16 protein-coding genes are annotated in these 17,502 nt (G+C 33.6%); 1 reads left to right on the forward strand and 15 read right to left on the reverse strand.

Annotated elements, in window-relative coordinates:
- Positions 1-11 precede the first annotated feature (11 nt).
- From COE53_RS15150 to COE53_RS15220, 15 genes are all read right to left on the reverse strand, one after another.
- On the reverse strand, positions 12-332 hold the full coding sequence (locus COE53_RS15150) for a PTS sugar transporter subunit IIA (protein ID WP_069035314.1): 321 nt from the start codon (positions 330-332) through the stop codon (positions 12-14).
- 162 nt (positions 333-494) lie between these two features.
- Positions 495-1,811 carry a PTS cellobiose transporter subunit IIC gene (celB, locus tag COE53_RS15155; RefSeq protein ID WP_069035315.1) on the reverse strand — a complete coding sequence of 439 codons (1,317 nt, stop codon included), beginning with the start codon at positions 1,809-1,811 and terminating at the stop codon, positions 495-497.
- Between the two features lie 22 nt (positions 1,812-1,833).
- Entirely contained in the window at positions 1,834-2,139 is a 306-nt protein-coding gene (locus tag COE53_RS15160) for a PTS sugar transporter subunit IIB (RefSeq protein WP_069035316.1), read from the reverse strand.
- A 495-nt stretch (positions 2,140-2,634) separates the two neighbouring features.
- Positions 2,635-3,975 carry a germination protein YpeB gene (gene ypeB, locus COE53_RS15165; RefSeq protein ID WP_069035317.1) on the reverse strand — a complete coding sequence of 447 codons (1,341 nt, stop codon included), beginning with the start codon at positions 3,973-3,975 and terminating at the stop codon, positions 2,635-2,637.
- Positions 3,976-3,991: 16 nt separating this feature from the next.
- Positions 3,992-4,708 carry a spore cortex-lytic enzyme gene (gene sleB / locus COE53_RS15170; protein ID WP_084007028.1) on the reverse strand — a complete coding sequence of 239 codons (717 nt, stop codon included), beginning with the start codon at positions 4,706-4,708 and terminating at the stop codon, positions 3,992-3,994.
- Between the two features lie 129 nt (positions 4,709-4,837).
- Complete coding sequence (locus tag COE53_RS15175) at positions 4,838-6,604, reverse strand: LTA synthase family protein (RefSeq protein WP_084007029.1); 1,767 nt, start codon at positions 6,602-6,604, stop codon at positions 4,838-4,840.
- A 52-nt stretch (positions 6,605-6,656) separates the two neighbouring features.
- Positions 6,657-8,909 (reverse strand): glycosyltransferase, encoded by a 2,253-nt coding sequence (locus COE53_RS15180; RefSeq protein ID WP_091023124.1) that lies wholly within the window; start codon positions 8,907-8,909, stop codon positions 6,657-6,659.
- A gap of 7 nt (positions 8,910-8,916) precedes the next feature.
- The gene (locus COE53_RS15185) at positions 8,917-9,255 is read right to left on the reverse strand and encodes a hypothetical protein (protein ID WP_091023122.1); all 339 of its coding nucleotides are present in this window, start codon (positions 9,253-9,255) and stop codon (positions 8,917-8,919) included.
- Between the two features lie 156 nt (positions 9,256-9,411).
- Positions 9,412-10,332 carry a DMT family transporter gene (locus COE53_RS15190; RefSeq protein WP_091023120.1) on the reverse strand — a complete coding sequence of 307 codons (921 nt, stop codon included), beginning with the start codon at positions 10,330-10,332 and terminating at the stop codon, positions 9,412-9,414.
- Between the two features lie 361 nt (positions 10,333-10,693).
- The gene (locus COE53_RS15195) at positions 10,694-12,172 is read right to left on the reverse strand and encodes a protein adenylyltransferase SelO (RefSeq protein ID WP_069035322.1); all 1,479 of its coding nucleotides are present in this window, start codon (positions 12,170-12,172) and stop codon (positions 10,694-10,696) included.
- A 233-nt stretch (positions 12,173-12,405) separates the two neighbouring features.
- Complete coding sequence (locus COE53_RS15200) at positions 12,406-12,957, reverse strand: VanZ family protein (RefSeq protein ID WP_098948355.1); 552 nt, start codon at positions 12,955-12,957, stop codon at positions 12,406-12,408.
- Between the two features lie 8 nt (positions 12,958-12,965).
- Positions 12,966-13,868 (reverse strand): VanY-A/VanY-F/VanY-M family D-Ala-D-Ala carboxypeptidase, encoded by a 903-nt coding sequence (gene vanY, locus COE53_RS15205; RefSeq protein WP_098948356.1) that lies wholly within the window; start codon positions 13,866-13,868, stop codon positions 12,966-12,968.
- A 102-nt stretch (positions 13,869-13,970) separates the two neighbouring features.
- Entirely contained in the window at positions 13,971-15,083 is a 1,113-nt protein-coding gene (locus COE53_RS15210) for a HAMP domain-containing sensor histidine kinase (protein ID WP_098948357.1), read from the reverse strand.
- Positions 15,076-15,774 (reverse strand): vancomycin resistance response regulator transcription factor, VanR-F/VanR-M family, encoded by a 699-nt coding sequence (gene vanR, locus COE53_RS15215; protein WP_069035326.1) that lies wholly within the window; start codon positions 15,772-15,774, stop codon positions 15,076-15,078. Before vanR ends, COE53_RS15210 begins: the two co-directional genes overlap by 8 nt.
- 337 nt (positions 15,775-16,111) lie before the next feature.
- Complete coding sequence (locus tag COE53_RS15220; protein ID WP_069035327.1) at positions 16,112-16,717, reverse strand: NAD(P)H-dependent oxidoreductase; 606 nt, start codon at positions 16,715-16,717, stop codon at positions 16,112-16,114.
- Between the two features lie 119 nt (positions 16,718-16,836).
- Between COE53_RS15220 and COE53_RS15225 the strand changes: the two genes are divergently transcribed.
- Positions 16,837-17,265 carry a MarR family winged helix-turn-helix transcriptional regulator gene (locus COE53_RS15225; RefSeq protein WP_069035328.1) on the forward strand — a complete coding sequence of 143 codons (429 nt, stop codon included), beginning with the start codon at positions 16,837-16,839 and terminating at the stop codon, positions 17,263-17,265.
- The last annotated feature ends 237 nt before the right edge of the window (positions 17,266-17,502 follow it).

Consider the following 17,502-nt stretch of genomic DNA (forward strand, 5'->3'; position numbering starts at 1 on the left):
GTAGCCTCCTTTTATTGGTTGCTTACCTCTTGCCGCAGTTCAATAATCTCCCTTGCTAAATCTTTAAGTGTCATTGCTGTCATTAAATGATCTTGTGCATGAATTAATAGAATTGGCGTATCAAAATCTTCTCCACCAGCCTCTGCTTGAATCAATTGAGTTTGAAAGCGATGTGCTTGACTAAACTCGCGATCTGCCTCTGCAAGCTTCTCAAAAGCTAGCTCAAAATTCTTTTCTTTTGCTGCATACATTCCCTCCATTGAAAGACTTCTAGCATTTCCACTATGCAAGATTAACTGAAAGGAAAGGTTGTACAATTCTTCTTTTGTCACTAGAATCACACCCTTTACTAGAATGTAAGAATACAATACCAAGAGCCTGCCTATAGGCAAGCTTCCAGTGTGTTTACACAGAATCAAAAATCTAAAGGTGCCCAGACAAATTGAAAGCGAGCGCTTAGCAGGTAGTCTGGGCAATCCCCTTTTTTGCTTTTCTTATTTTGGTGAGCCTTGTTCAGTTTGTAAATTTTGTTTATCCCACATTCTAAAGAATGGGAAGTAAATTAAGAATGCTATAACAAGATTAATCAATTGCATTGCAGAGCCTCTCCAGTTACCTCCAGTTGCTAGCCAACCGCCGATAATTGGTGGAGTCGTCCAAGGAATTGCAATACCATGTGTTTTTGGAGCAAATCCCGTTTTCATTCCTATATATGTGGTTACAACAAGTACTAATGGCGTTAGAATAAATGGAACTAATAGCAATGGATTCATTACGACAGGGGCACCGAATGTAATTGGTTCATTAATATTGAAAATACCAGGTCCAATCGATAGCCTTCCTAGTTGTTTTGCATGCTGACTCTTTGCAAATAATAGCATCATAAGTGCAAAACAAATTGTTGCACCAGAACCACCCATGTAGATGAAGATATCAAAGAATTGTTGTGTAACAACATTTGGCATTGCATGATGAGCTTGAAGAGCTAAACGGTTTGCATCAGTTGCTGCTAACCATACTGGACCCATTACACCACCAACAATTGCCGCACCGTGTAAACCAACGGACCATAATAACTGAATTAATAATACAGCAATTAACGCGCCAGCTAATGAACCACCAAGTCTACTAAGTGGATCTTGTAATAGATCCCCAACGACATTGTGTAAAGTTTCATAGTGTGTATGTTCAATTAATAAACGAATAATCCATACTAAGAGAATAACTAGAAATGCAGGGAATAATGCAACGAATGATTTACTTACACTAGGTGGTACACCATCCGGCATCTTAATAACAAAATTCCTTTGAATTACCCATCTATAAATTTCAGTTGAGAACAACGCGATTATAATAGCAACAAACAGACCCTTACTACCTAAAAATGCCATAGGGAGTACTCCGCCTACTTTAATAGCAGCAGTTGCTCCATCTGGTGTAAACATTGTGAAGTATGGTGTTGATAAAATAAATGAAGCAATCGAGATCGCACCAGCATTCAACGCATCTACTTTGTAATGTTCAGCGAGTCGATATGCGATACCAAATCCTGCAATGAGCGCCATTATATCAAATGAAGCACTTACCGGATAAAGAAGCTTTGTTTGCCAAGCGGCACCAAATGTTTTTGCCATAAAATCCGGATATCCGTCAAACGGTAAGAAGCCTAAGATTAAGAAAATAGAACCGACAATAATAAGAGGCAGTGTTAAAATAATTCCATCACGTAATGCTTGCAAGTGTCTTTGACCTGCAATTTTTCCAGCAATAGGCATTACTTTCTCTTCTAACGTTTGAGTAAAGTTGGCCATCATAAATCACCCCTATATGAAATTATGAACCTATTAAATCGATTGCAAATTTCAGGACCTCTGCTCCTTTACACATCCCGTAATGAACCGGATTGATGGCATCAACTGGTATTCCTTTTTGTAAACCTTCTTTTTTTAATTGTGGGAGTAGGTACCTTACTTGGGGCCCTACAAGTAATACATCTGCTTGATCAAGATGATTTTTAACATCATTAGCACTCACTGCCCAAATCCTTGCATCGATTCCTTCAGATTTTGCAGCAGCTTCCATTTTTGTAACTAATAAACTTGTAGACATACCGGCAGCACAACATAATAATATGTTCATTTAATCCCCCTTTCTCTCTAAAGGAAACGCTTACAATACAATTAAACTTCTACTAACAAGCAGAATCTACCCCTAACCTCTCTCCCTCTAGAATTTTAATCTCAAGAAATATATATTCACCATTTTGGACAATAGGACAAATCTAAAAAATATTTTTTTCTAATTGAACGCTATAAATTACTACTCCTAAAGTCGCTTAAAATAAAGCTTTGTACAAGCCTAAAGTATGATAACTAATCAAACTTAACTGACAGGGTTTTACAATTAAAAGATCTGAAAAAAGTCTCGTATTTGTACTATATAATGCATGTATTTTGAACTGAAATACTAGTTTGGAAAACCGATCATCTTTAAATCTAGTAACAAGAAAAAGGAAATGGTTCTAACTCAAACCATTTCCTTTTTTTATCTTCATTACTATTAGGAAAATCTTTGAAATTCTATAGAGGACTTAAGTTACATACTTAAGTCCTCATCATTAAAAAAGTATGAGCTTCAGTCGTAGTTTTCGACTAAGACATTCAATTTTTTAATCTGTTCTTCTACACCAGTATCCGCATTCACGAATATTTGATATGTGTCATTACCACGTGTTCCTACAAATTCATAGCAAAGTACTTCTTGATTCAATTTATTTAAAATGATCGCTTGGCGTTCTTCCATTATTTTTAAGTTTGAACTAATACTATTTCTCGCTTCCTCAACCGATATTTTCGGCTTTGGAATCGTTCGTTTTGTATATGCTGCTAAGTAATTTTTTGATGAAAATCCTACAGTACTTCCGTCATCAAGTGCAATTTTCATCGTAACAGATTCAGGATAGATTCTTACGCCGTCCTGTTTTGTTACATATGTAAACACACCAATCGTATCATATTGTGAGCTTTCTGTTAGTTCCATATTAGAGAATTTATTACGTTCTAAAAATTTAAGCCCATTAATAGAAGCCTGATTTAAATCGATTTTTTGCGCCTTAATATTTCGACTATCAATCACCCAAACTGGATACCCTCCTTTTTCGGTAATATCCATATAAATTTCACTATTTGTTTTTGGTTCCTTAATTTCTAAGCTATAGTACCGATCTGCTAATTTTTCACCTGTAAGATCAACTTTTATTTGTGCTGTACTATTTAATTCAAGAAACTTTTTCGCAATGTCCTTCGCTTGCTCTGTCGTTATTTTTTCGCCTTTTACATTCGAAAGGTTAGCACGATTTACTTTATAATTTGTCAGTGAAGGATCTGCATTTGCATCGGAATAGGTCATTACATTCCTTTCCACTGTCTTAAATCCGTCAATAATTACGTTATTTTTCGGATTTTGATCTTTTGCATAAGCTAGCTCTACATCCATCCAACGTAATTTATTCTCAAATACCATATGCTGAACTTTTCTAATCTCTCCTTGAATTTCAGCAGAGTTATCATATAACTTTTGCAGTGTTGCGTATTCATTTTGGGTCAATGGTTCTTTATCTAAATCTCTTACGGCAGTTCGATAACTAAAATCACCAATATTTGTTAGAAATTCTTCCGTTTTATTAACTGGTAATAGCCTCAAAGGAAGTTGGCCTACGTTAGATCTAGCTTGAGAAGTTAATCCCCAAACTTCTACAAGTGCTGGAGAGAGGGATGACTTTGATTTCATTGCTAAAGTATCGCCAATTTTATCATGTAATAAATCTAATTCATAAGTTAGTTCATGAAATGCTCGTTGATAGTTGTTTTCTGCTTGGATATTGATTTCGTTTTTAGCCTTATGCTCTGTATAACCCCAATATGATGTTCCGATAAGTCCAATTGCTAACACGCCTATAGCAGCTTCCTTAATCACTTAAAACACTCCTTTCTTATCGGCAAAATATATGTCTACCAATTTGTTTTATTTGTGGTCTGCTCCAAATCCAAGCACTTGTCGCTGTGTCTGGATTAAAATAATAAAGTGCACTTTCACTCGGATCCCAACCATTTACAGCGTCTAAAACAGCTTTTTTGGCCGTCTCATTTGGTGTTAAATAAATTTGTCCATCAGACACAGCCGTAAATGCACCCGGCTCAAAAATAACTCCTGACACTGTATTTGGAAACGATGGATTGCTAACGCGATTCAGAATTACTGCAGCAACTGCTACTTGTCCGATATACGGTTCTCCACGCGATTCACCATAAACTGCATTAGCCATTAGCTGAATATCATTTTGCGAATAACCATTCGGAACATTCGATCCAGCACCTGCATTTTCACCTTTTTCATATTTTGTAGCTTTTACGAGCATCGCTTTTGTCTTAGCTCCAACAACCCCATCGACAGGCATCCCGAAATTATTTTGGAAATTCCGAACCGCCCAATATGTGTTGTAGCCAAACACCCCATCGACCTTGCTAGTGTAATAACCGTTATATTTTAACCGAGATTGTAATTCAATAACATCTTCTCCTGTAGCACCCATTTGCAGGACTTGGCTTGTAAACGCATTTACATTTTTAGGTTGAACATTACAAAAGAAACTAAAAAATACGATTAGTAATATTAAAGGACCTTTTAAGAAAACTAGTTTCCTCATCACAAACCTCCTAGTATAATTATCTCTTTTTGTATTTTTTTCAAGAATGACCAATTTATGTAAATACTTTAAAAATAGTTAAAAACAAGTCAGTTTTTTACCCAATAAAAAAGGGACCTTTTGGCCCCATTTTTACTTTCTATTAAAGGTAATACCATCACCATATACTCGATCATAGATTACCCAATCCCATATATCATTTGAATGATTTTGAAGTACCCATTCATACCATGAATGTTCAATCTGACCGTTTGTTAGAACTTTCATTAGAAGAGGTGCAATTTCGTATGATTCTAATTTAAGATTTCCTTTTTCTAAAAATGGCTTTGAATAGTTTCTAATCTTGTCCATTGTATTTTTGTCATTACTCCAAATCCACATCGGTGTTTCATTATACCAATCTTCTCCTTCACTCTTCTCCACTGGTGCTCCCCACTGCTCGTATGTTGCCTTTTTATCACCAAATGTTGGACGATGATCACCATAAAAAAGGACGATTGTAGGATTCTTACGTTTTTTTATTTCCTGCCATACTGAAACAAGAGAATTGCCGCTTTTATAAATACCACTTGCATAACTTTCCACTTTTCCTTTTAAATCCTCATCCATAGGTACTCCACTAACTCTCATGTTTTCTACAGGAAAACGGCCTTTATGCCAATCAAAATGATTTTGCATTGTCACAAAAAATACAAATTGACTCCCTTTTTTATTAATTAATGACAATGCTTTTTTCGAGCTACAATCGTCTGATAGATAGGAACCGAATTTTTCACAAGAAGTTAAATCTGTTTCTGACAAGAACTGATTAAATCCTATGTTAGGATATACTTCTTTTCGTTTGAAAAATGATGTTTTAAATGGATGAAGGGCTATCGTATCCATACCAAAGTGTCTAACATCTTGAATGAAACTAGGTGAAAGTCTATTCCCCATTTTTCCTTCTTGGTATGGTGTCCGATCTTCAAATTTACGTTTTAATTTTAGACTAGTTAATACTTCAAACTCCTCGTTAGCCGTCCGTCCTCCAAATGTATTACTAATTAACGTTCCATGAATCCCTTCATTTATAGAGCGAAGAGGTGCATTTGGATCAGTCTCCCATTTTAATTTCATGTCATCTAGAATACTGTATGCCTCACTTTGAATCACTAAAATATCTGGTAATTGTTTAGGTATAGAAAGTGGTTTGAAAGATTTGATTTCTTTAATAACCTCATTCTTTACTTTATTAGATACTTTAGGTTCTTCACGTTTGCTATTTACATAAGTTACTAAAAATGCTGGATACATACCATATCTTTCGACACTAGTCTCGTAATTCCAAGGTATATATTTTACATTTGAGTTTTTTACAAAATAAGCATAGCCTTCTTTTGAACTAAATGTAAAAAAGACCCCAAGTAATACGATTAGTAAAAAACGCAGACTATTTTTCCTTGCAGAAGCATTTCTCCATTTTTTATAGGCAAAGAAAGTCCCTAAAAAAAGAAATGTTATGATTCCAATTAAACCTCCCCATTTGAGAAGAAATGGAAGCTTTGAAAATTGTAAAAAAACAATTGGGTCACGCAGGAAAAATAAGTCACTTGGATGAAAAGGCTCACCAGTATATTTTATTTTTTCCGATAGTGCATATGAGAAAATTCCAATTGAACCTACAATCGTAATTAAAATCCACCAAACATTAAAGCCTAGAACAGAAAGTCCAATTACTAGTATTGAAACTACAACTGCCACAATCATAAAGTTCCACTTAAAAAAATCCGTAATGATCCAATTCTGATAAAGATTTACATTGTTCTTCCACAAATAATTATGAGACCAAATAACCAGTAAATAGCTACAGACCAATCCGATTAGAATTGGTCCTAACAAATTAAAACTCTTTTTCATCATGAAGAATCTACCCTTTACAAAATTATTAACACTAACTTTGCTTATTTTGTTTTTACATTAATTTCTCATTCGGTAATGCTTCATCAAGCTGGTTGAATTTTTGAATTAATTTCTCCGTAACTAATGATTCAAACACTTTAGTAGCACCTTCAATATCGCCGATCTCTGATTTGTATTTTGTTTCAAATTTACTAAGAATACTACCTTCTTCAAAAATTCCCCATATATTATTCCCACTACCTTTGTAATCGCTCAACTTAGAAGGTAAGTATGGATTAATATTTTTATAATCCTTCGTAAACGCATCATTCACAATTAGACAATCGAATTTTGTTGTAAAATTTAAAAACTCTAAAAAGTTAACATATGGGTTTACTTTTACATGTTTTTCAATTACTTCTCCCGAAAGTTCATTTGCAAGTGACTTGGGATCTGAAGTGAAAACATGAAGTTTAATTTTATCTCTTAATTCTGGTTTCGTTAATTTAAGCCCTTCAATTATTTCATTTAATTTCCTCGTTTGATAAAACGTTCCAAAGTACCCTAGGTTTACTTTGTTCTCATCAATTCGATATTTACTTGCTTTAACGTGATAATATTGTTTCGGTAATGTCGGTTGATTACAAATTCTAGCTTTCTTTAAAATGACTTCTTTCAATTCTTTTATCGGGAACATCTCTGACATGTATTTCAACTGATTTTCATTTGTAAAAACAATTTCATCTGCAAATGCATAAGCAATGTATTCACACCAAAAAAACATATTGTTATTTAATGCTAGTGGCAAGTTTTTTTTCTTTAAAAGTGCATTTACTTTTTTATAAAACCCTAAATCAATAATTGCGGACTTCCGTTCATTTCCATGAATATCTAATAGGATCGGATCTGAGAATTCTGCAACCCATTTTGCCTTTGGATTTTTCATTTTATATTCAAATGCTAAAAAGTGTGAAGCAGGCCATAGTGCTCGGCTATAAATTTTATGGTATGTACCATTTTTTCTTTCTTTCAATTTAATTTCCTTAAGAGATTTTTTAATAAAGTCTTTCATTGATTTCCATTGTTTAAAACTACTGGCAGATGATATTTCCATTCGATTATTAATAAAACCATCAACCATTGCATTTTGTCGATAATCGGTTTCTCTTACCTTCGACATGTTATTATAAATTACGTCCACCACTTCATTATTCTCAATAATGCGCTTAGCCATTACAGTTCCGCTTGTATCAACATATGGTGGGAAACAATAAGAAATAATTAAAGAACGCGTCTCTCCATTGTATAGCTTAAAATAAGGAAAATAGACGAAACTGTGTTTATTTACTTCTTCAATTACTTTTTCTCTCAATTCATTGCTATTGTTAATATACCTGTCTATAAATCCATATTGAGCGTGTATTTTTCCTTTAATAAATTGTTGAATTGTAGGACTATTCGTTTCCCCTAGTAAAACATCAAGATGTTTCATGACTTCCAAACGTTCTTTTACATTAAACTCAAATGAATTTTTACGTCTAGAAACTGAATTATCTCTTAAAACTCGATAATAAATTGCCTGCTCTTCTAATGGAACAATCTTCAAGTGAAAATGATGCAAAGCAAATAATTTAGTAAAAAACACTACATCTTCTCCACTTTTTAAACCAAGTTCGTATCGTTGGGTTTTTACTTTTTTTGTTGGTATTAATTTACATGCATTCATTGTTAAAACACTATTTAAATCAGTATAAGTATAAATTTTAGTATCTAATGCTTTTTTAATTTGGGAGTTAACAGGATTGTTAGAATTACTATTACCTTCTAGATCTACGTCCACAACTTGTGAAATGACAACAGATTCTTCATCAGCATGATCAAATAGTTTTTCAAGAAAGTTAGGTGAAAGATAATCATCGTCATCCAAGAATGTAATGTATTTTTTTGATGCTTGTTGAATTCCCATATTTCTTGCAGCAGAAACACTAGCTTCTTCTGAATGAAGAATATTGAAATGATTAATATTATGTTCCTTAATGAAATTCATCAATATCTCTTCAGTTAGATCTTTTTCTCCATTGATAATAAAGAACACTTCAAAATATTTTGGTGATAAAGTTTGATTTTTTAGTGATTCAATACATTTTTTTATTACTTTTTCACCCTTGTATGTCGGGATGATTACGCTAATACCGTTTATTAATTTTTTAAAATGATATTTAGAAAATATTAAGTCTTCCGGGATTTCCTTATTCATTCGTTGGTAAATTTCGATCTTAATTTTTTCAATTTCTTCTAATCTTTGCTGAATTTCAAATTTGTTCAAAACTGACTCACCAACCTCTTAACTTTCTAAAAAGCCATCTTTTAGCTTTCCAATAAAACTGAATTAATCTGCCTAGCTTTGAGTGCATTACTTTTCGATAACGTTCTTCCATTATTTGAATTTCATTCTCTAGCTTTTCAATATACTTTATATTTTTATAATGCAGCTCTAACGCTGTTTCTTCATTAATTAATAAGGTTAAAAATTGTTCATAAAACTGAGACTCTATGTCCAAATTATTTAAATTAGATTTAAACTTGTTTAATTTTATAAACCAACTTGGTATTTCTAATTCATTCTCCATTGTTTCTGCATTTAATGAATGAGTTCTTGGGTCGATTGTCATCTTGATGAGTCCTTCCTAATAGCTTGAATACTTTATAATATGCCCTAAATAGGCAGTTTTTTTTCATAAAATGATGAATTAGAATCATTTCTTAAAATAAAAAAAGACAATCACCTTATCGGTAAATTGTCTTATGATCCGTATACTATTTTGTAATTAGATTTGGATTTGATTATCCCTTTTAAATTTGCGAGATACATCTTCATATACTCCTGAACCAAATAATACACCTATTAAAATTAAAATAAATCCGACTACTTGAGTTAAAACAATTTTTTCACCTAAAAATAATACCGCACCAATAAGTGAAAAGAATGGATTTAAATTTAAAAAGATTGCCGCCTCTGTTGTGCCAACCTTTCCAAGAGCAAAATTATATAGCATATGCCCCATAGCTGTTGCAACAACTGCTGATGCAAAAAATACTGCCCAAATTCCTACTGAATGATGCACCATACTAGCCATACCACCTGGCTCAAGTATTTGACTAATTCCAAATAAAATAATCGAACCCATAACTAGCATATATCCAGTCATTAATCTTGGGTCTAATGTTTTCGAAACTTTTTTAATTAAAACAAAGCTAGATGCCTGAGCTAAGATTGCTAAAAACACATAAAAATCTCCATGCGAAACGCCATGAAAACCTCCACCGCTCTGGAAAACAATAAAAGCAACACCTGCAAAACCAAATAAAACGCCTAAAATTCTAACAAAATTCAATACACTTCCTAAAAAGAAAACCGACAATAAAGCTGTTAAAAGCGGCCCCATACCGAGAATTAGGCCCCCGTTTGATGCTGAAGTTTGGGAAAGACCGATTGATAAAAAATAATGATGTGCAACTACATTCAATAGCATCGCAAAAAATACATACCCAAACTCTCTCCTAGTAAGCAAACGAACTTTTTTTATTAAAAATAAAATAATAAAAACACTTACTCCAGCAGTGAAAACACGGATAGCTGTCATCGTAACTGGCATAAAGTTCTCTACTAGAACTTTTGTCGCAATTACATTAAATCCCCATACCACCATAATACAAAATAAAATGATATAAATTTGTTGCTTCTTCAACTTCCCCACTTCTTTCTACTGGCCTAAATATAAAAAGAGGGAAATTTCCCCTCTTCAGACTGCCCGCCAAACGCTCGCTTTCTTCGTTACTTCGCCTGTTGAGCGGTGCTCATTACCGTATAGGGTAACTCCGCGCCTCGAAAGACAAGCTCTTGCAATCCGTCTGAAAATAGTTTTTAGTTCCCCTCTTTATTTTAATTCAGAAAACGTTTAATTTACTTTTTCTAATATAGTAAATTTTTGAGATTTATTCAAAGTGTATGCTCGGATTCACTAAAAATATGTTCCTCGTTTTACTTAAAAATAAAATACTACCCTTGAAAAAGGTAGTATCCGTACTATAAAGTATATAAAAATATAATCATGTGCCACAGAAAGTCTGATATGGACGATCGGGATCAGGAGGTAGTGTACAATAATTTATCTGTTCATTCGTTTCAATAAAAGGATTAGAAAGTGCTTTAAGCAATTTCTCCATCACGCTATAATCTCCGTTCTCTACCGCTGCTTCTAAAGCTTCTTCTACGCGATGATTTCTTGGAATTACAATCGGATTGTTGTCTCGCATTAATTGAAGTGATGCTTCTTTTGATTCTGGTTGTCTACTTAATCTCTCCTGCCACTGCTTCTCCCACTGTTTAAATTCAGTTGATGTAAACAAAGGCAGTTCATCTTGATTGCCATATGATAATGCTCTAAACGTATTCGTATAGTCTGCTTTATACTTTTCCATTATTTCAAGTAACTCATCAATTAATGACTTATCCTGTTCTTCTTCATTAAATATTCCTAATTTTCTCCTCATGCCTGCGATCCAATTATCTACATAAATTATAGGGTACTCAGATATTGCATCTTGTGCTATTTCTAAGGCTTTTTCCTGATCATCATGCAATAAAGGTAATAAGGTTTCAGCAAATCGAGCAAGATTCCAGCCAGCCATTTTGGGTTGATTTCCATATGCATAACGACCTCGGAGATCAATAGAGCTAAATACAGTTGCTGGATCGTACGCATCCATGAATGCACATGGACCATAGTCAATTGTTTCACCGCTAATAGTCATATTGTCAGTGTTCATTACACCATGTATAAAACCAACTAATTGCCATTTGATAATTAAGGAAGCTTGGCGCTTAATGACCCCTTGAAGTAATGAAAGATATCGATTTGGATCATTTAGTTCAATTTCCGGATAATGCCTTTGGATTGTATAATCAGCTAGTTCTTGAAGTTCATTCACGCTACCCCATCTTGAAACATACTGAAACGTACCAACACGTATATGACTAGCAGCAATTCGAGTCATAACTGCCCCAGGTAATCGAGTTTCACGCTGGATTTGTTCACCTGTCGTTACAACAGCAAGACTTCGTGTAGTTGGTATCTTTAGTGCATGCATCGCCTCACTAATAATGTATTCGCGAAGCATCGGGCCAAGTGCTGCACGACCATCACCACCCCTTGAATAAGGTGTTCTACCTGAACCTTTCAGTTGTACATCAAATCGCTCGTTTTTTGGAGTGATTTGTTCACCGAGTAATAATGCTCTTCCATCCCCTAGCATATTAAAGTGTGCAAACTGATGTCCTGCATATGCTTGGGCAAGTGGCAATCCACCTTCTGGCACTTGATTCCCGGCAAAAACATTTACACTTTCTTCGCTTTGAAGAGATTGAACATCTAGACCAAGTGATAATGCCACTGGTTTATTTAAAACAACTAATTTCGGTGAACTTACTGGATTTAAGTCTTGAGTAGCAAAGAAGAATTCCGGTAATTTTGAATAACTATTATCAAAATTCCATCCTGCATCACTTTTTACATTTCCCTGTGTCATCTTATCCCCCTTTTCCACTTTTTTCTTTTTTATTATTTACTCTCTACATATAACAAAAAAGAAATCGTTTTTCTATGATTTTGATTTCTCCATCCATTTCCCAGGTTAGTGTCTACTCCTCAACTTCAATATATTCTAACATTGAAGGAAAAAAGCAATTAGTTCTTATAACAAAAAAACGGCTACTATACAGCTGCCGTTTCTAGTATCGTTTTCTGTTTAAATCGAGGATTTTAAAATTCCTGTTTATCAACAATTTCTCTATCTTGGACACTGCTTGAAGTATTTACGATAAGTTTATTATAAACATTATCACAAAGCTTGATCGCACAATAGCCAAGCAATCCTCCAGAGGTATTTAGTATTAAATCATCTACATCAAATATCCCTATCGAAAAAATAACCTGTAAGCTTTCTATGCATAAACTAAAACTCAAAGAACTAATGAATACGCCAATGAATGATATCCCTCTATTTTTAGATAAAAATACAAGAAACATTCCAAATGGGATGAATGCTACGATATTCCCAACCAAATTACTAAAATCAGGCCATGATGATAGACTCTGAATATTAATGGATATTGTTTTAAATGGGATAAGATTTCCCATTTTCAATTCGTTTATAAGATTAACAGGATTCCTGAGATTAGTCTGAAGTTGATACCAAAGAAAGGACAGATCTCTCCAGCTGAATTTAAATAGAATGACTCTAATTAATGCATACATATAAAAGACGAATAGTGCTGAAACAAAAATTTTGTTCATTAATTTTATTATTTTCATTCTACTAATCAATCCTCCTTAGTATGTGTTGAGCTATTAAATACCGTCACAATCACACCATCCATATTGTTGCCTGATATTTCATAACGAAGATTGGTAGGCACATGAATGGTCGTATTTCTAGTAACAGGGTAATAAGATATCTCGAATTTTTGGCCATTTATAGTAGTAGAAATAGACTTTTGTTTTTTTAAGAAATCCAAATACTCTTCTAAAGAAAAATTCTTATTCTTCATAATCACACTATGTGGCAATCCAACATAGCGAATATGCCAAGGTTCATACTGAATGCCTGTAATTGCCGTTTTATCCTTTGGATAGCGTATGATAAAGCCATATTTCCAAGCATTTTTTTCTAGCCACTTACCTTCAGGTGCCTCGTTCATTTTCATTTCGGTAGATCCTACATCAAGTGATAAACCCAAATTATGTTCACTACGTCCTGCAGGCAAAGCATAGTCTGAGCCCATTTCATGATAAAGTGCATTTTGCTCATCAAAATCTCGAAAACCACTATTAATTGTAAAATGACGAACCCCTTCTTTTTGAGCAGTAACGATCATCTTCGAAAATTTACGGGCAACATCCTCTGACAATTCAATTTTCGTATCAAGCAATTCGTATCCATTTTTCAATTCTTTGTGAGTAAATAAGTTTACAACATCTGATTTTATACTTTCCTGGTGTACAGGATATTTTTTGTTTATTAAGAGTAAATTTCCTTTATAGACCGATTCTTTAGTAATGCTCTTCTTTTGAAAACTTTCAGAAGTCTCTCCATTAACTAATTGGTCATTGTTAATTTTTTTATATGTTTGAATCTCTACTTTATCTTGAAGCGACGTTTCTTTATTAACGAATGTAAAAATCAGGCAAATTATTAAAGCAACTAAAAATCCCCACTTCTTCATTTTCACGTTCCTCCTAATTCTGATTGATTCTAGAATAGGAAAAACTTTTTAAATAAAAAGTAGGGTAAACTTTAAATTTTTCTTAAATTCTTTATGAAACGTTTAAATTTTGTCAATTGGGATACTTTCCTGCGATAATCGAACTTCAAATACAGTTCGGATTATACTACTTTCGGCTGTAATTGTTCCATTATGTTGCTCCACGATATTCTTTGCAATAAATAAACCAAGACCTGTGCTATCTTCTTGATGAGTTCGTGCTTTGTCACCTGTATAAAACATATCAAAAAGATATGGAAGTTCCTCCTTAGGAATACAATCCCCATAATTAACAACCTGTACAATCACTTCTTGCCCATCAACAAACCCATTAATATCTACAAACTGACCATCATATCCATATCGATTTGCATTGGTTAATAGATTTTCAAACACACGAGCTAACATCTCACCATCACCCAAAATAGGTAAATTAGGCAGAAGATTCATTCGAGCGATCAAATTATTTTTCTCAAAAACAGGGTACAATTCTTCTTTTAGTTGAAAAAGTAGATCACTTAAATTAATTTGCCTTTTTTCAAGAGGTAACATGCCATAGTTCATTCTAGTTATTTCAAATAATTCATCAATCAGTTTTTCTAAACGCTGAGATTTAGTAAAGGCAATCGTTAAAAAATGTTTGACTTGTTCCTTAGTTAACTTCTCATCCTTAAGGATTAAATCTAAATAACCTAACACAGAAGTTAGCGGAGTACGCAAATCATGTGCCAAATTTACAACTAATTGTTCTTTACTGTTTTCTGAAAAATCGCCTCTTTGTACAGCTTCTTCTAATTTTTCACTTGCTAGATTAATTGCTTTAGCAATATCTTCGAACTCATCATTTGACTGGATCGAAACCCGATGTTTAAAGTTCCCACTAGCAAGATAATGAATCCCGTTTGATATTTCATTAAAATAAGTAGAATAGGGTTTAGTTAGTAAATAGAAAAACAATATCGAAAGTGGGATAAATAGAAATAAAAAGAAGTTAACGTCTCCAATACTCTGTATGAATCGACGAAGCTGGGCTAAGGGATCACCATAACGAACCATCGTGTGATAATAAAGCTGTAATCCTTTAAAAATTATGTAAGTTATCATACTAGCCAGCGTCATACTTAAAGCAAATAATACGATGATTTTGGAGCGAAAACTGCGTATAATTTTATCCATTAAATGAATACCCCACTCCCCAAACCGTTTTGATTAACTTATTTTTCCGCTTATCTTCTCCGAGTTTTTTCCGCAAGGTGCGAATATGTACCATTACTGTATTACCACCTTCAAAGTATGCATCACCCCAAACCTGCTGAAAAATATTTTCTACACTAAAAACTTTCTTTGGATGACTCGCTAATAAATACAAAATATCAAACTCTTTCGGCGTTAGCTCGATGTTTTCACCATAATGCAAAACTGTCCGTTGATCAGGGGAAATCATTATTTCACCAAACTCCAAAAGAACTTTATGATCATCTACTTTCGGTTGATTCAACTTCATAAAGCGTCGCAATTGAGCATTCACACGTGCAACCAATTCAATGGGGGTAAATGGTTTTGTTATATAATCATCTGCTCCAATAACTAATCCATGTACTTTATCGAAATCAGATGTTTTAGCACTCAAAAATATTATTGGCATATTATGCCGCTCGCGAATGAGCCGAGTTACTTCATATCCATCCATTTTTGGCATCATTATATCCAATATCAACAAATCAATTGACCCGGTCTCGACTACACGGACAGCCTCCTGTCCATCCGAAACTTTAATAACATGATACCCTTCTTTTTCTAGATGTAAGGCTATGAGATCAGCAATCTCCTGTTCATCATCCGCTATTAAAATAGATATAGGTTTCAACAATTTTTCCTCCTATTTATCGTTACATTCAGTGGATGATTATCCAATTAAATATCCTAACGATGATTTCTCCCAAAGACTTAAATTAACATTTGCTGAGTTGTCCAATAAATTGGGACTCTGTTTTATTTTCTATTATTTCCTCTTATTCTTCAAGAATATGGAACATTTTGAGAATAAAGCTAAACTTTTAAAAATTTCTTCTAACTAATGTCCTTGATCTTATACACATAAAAAAACACCTCTTTAGATTATAACTTCTAAAGAGGTATTTCTTCACGATTGTAGCTTTAAAATAAAGTTTGATCATAAATATCTTACAAACCCACATCTTACGTTAACTTAAAAGAACCTGTTTTGACTCTATTTTTTTAAAATACTGGTAAACCTTTTCTAGTTTTTTCTTCTGTTTTCCATTAGGGCTCTCCATTTTACCGAATTCAAAAAACTTCACTTTGTTAATCCCTACAAATTGAAATAAAGCTCTTTTCATTAATATTTTATGAGCATTATTTAACCAAAGAAGAGGATATTTCGCAGGCCCCTTCATGGTAGAGATACATACTACTGACTTTCCTTTTAACAGCCCCATGGGCAAAAGTCCCTTCTTATCTTTATAAGCAAAGTTTGATGCAAACATCTGATCAATGTAACCCAGCAGCATTGCTGGGGGTCGCCCCCACCAAATTGGATAGACAAGGACTAGTTGATCAGCCCATAATATTTGTTTCCTGTACTTTTCTAGGTCAGGATCACGATGCATATCACGTCTTCTTTTATTCTCATTAAATACCAGGAGAGGATTAAAGCCCTCTTCATATAAATCCAGCACCTGCAACTCCTTTATGTTTGTGTTTTCATTACATCCTTTGATAACGTTTTGTAAAAAAGAATAACATAAACTTTGGTGATTAGGGTGTGTGTAAATTATTAGGGTCTTCATAGGCCACCTCTTTTAGTTATCAATTGATAACTAAATCATAACACTTGCTCTTTTTACTTGTCAATTGATAATTGTATTTTGACAACTTTTTTGATATCTTATCAAAAGAGGTGAATTTTATGGACAATTCAGTACTTTTTTCTAAATGTGTATCATTCATAACTTCGGTGCACCGAGTAACGCATGAATTAACAAAAAACTCAAAATCCGGTTCAATCACACCAATTCAATATAAAATTCTTGAATATATAACGGTTAGTCAGCCCGTAACTCCAAGTGAAATTAGTGATTGTCAGAATATATCGATGCCAAATACCAGTCGTGAATTGAAAAAGTTAAGCGAAAAAAATTTAATTGAAAAGATGAGTGATCCTGCAGACCGACGAAAACAATTCATTCGTCTTACAGTGGAAGGAGAAGCCATGATGAGTGAATCCTTTAAGAGCTTAGAATCTCTTTTACTCTCTCGTATACAAAATGCTTCGAAGGAAGATTTACGTGATATTGAGCATGCAATGGAAATCCTGCAAACAAAAGTGTTTTATTAATAATAAAGAATCATGTAACAATAGCACTCAATTGAGTGCTATTCTATGTTTCTTTGAGGTAAACAAAAAAAAGACTTCAAACTGCTACCTAATGGAGGGTCTACCTCTTTATCAAAAATAGATGTAACTCTACCCAGAACCACGCCCTTCTTTAATCCATTTGTCGATTTTAATTGTACTTTTAGACATAAAAAAACCCCTTTAGATCATCACATCTAAAGAGGTCTTTCTTCAAAG

The organism is Bacillus sp. AFS029533 (assembly GCF_002585125.1).
Lineage (GTDB): Bacteria > Bacillota > Bacilli > Bacillales > Bacillaceae_G > Gottfriedia > Gottfriedia luciferensis_B.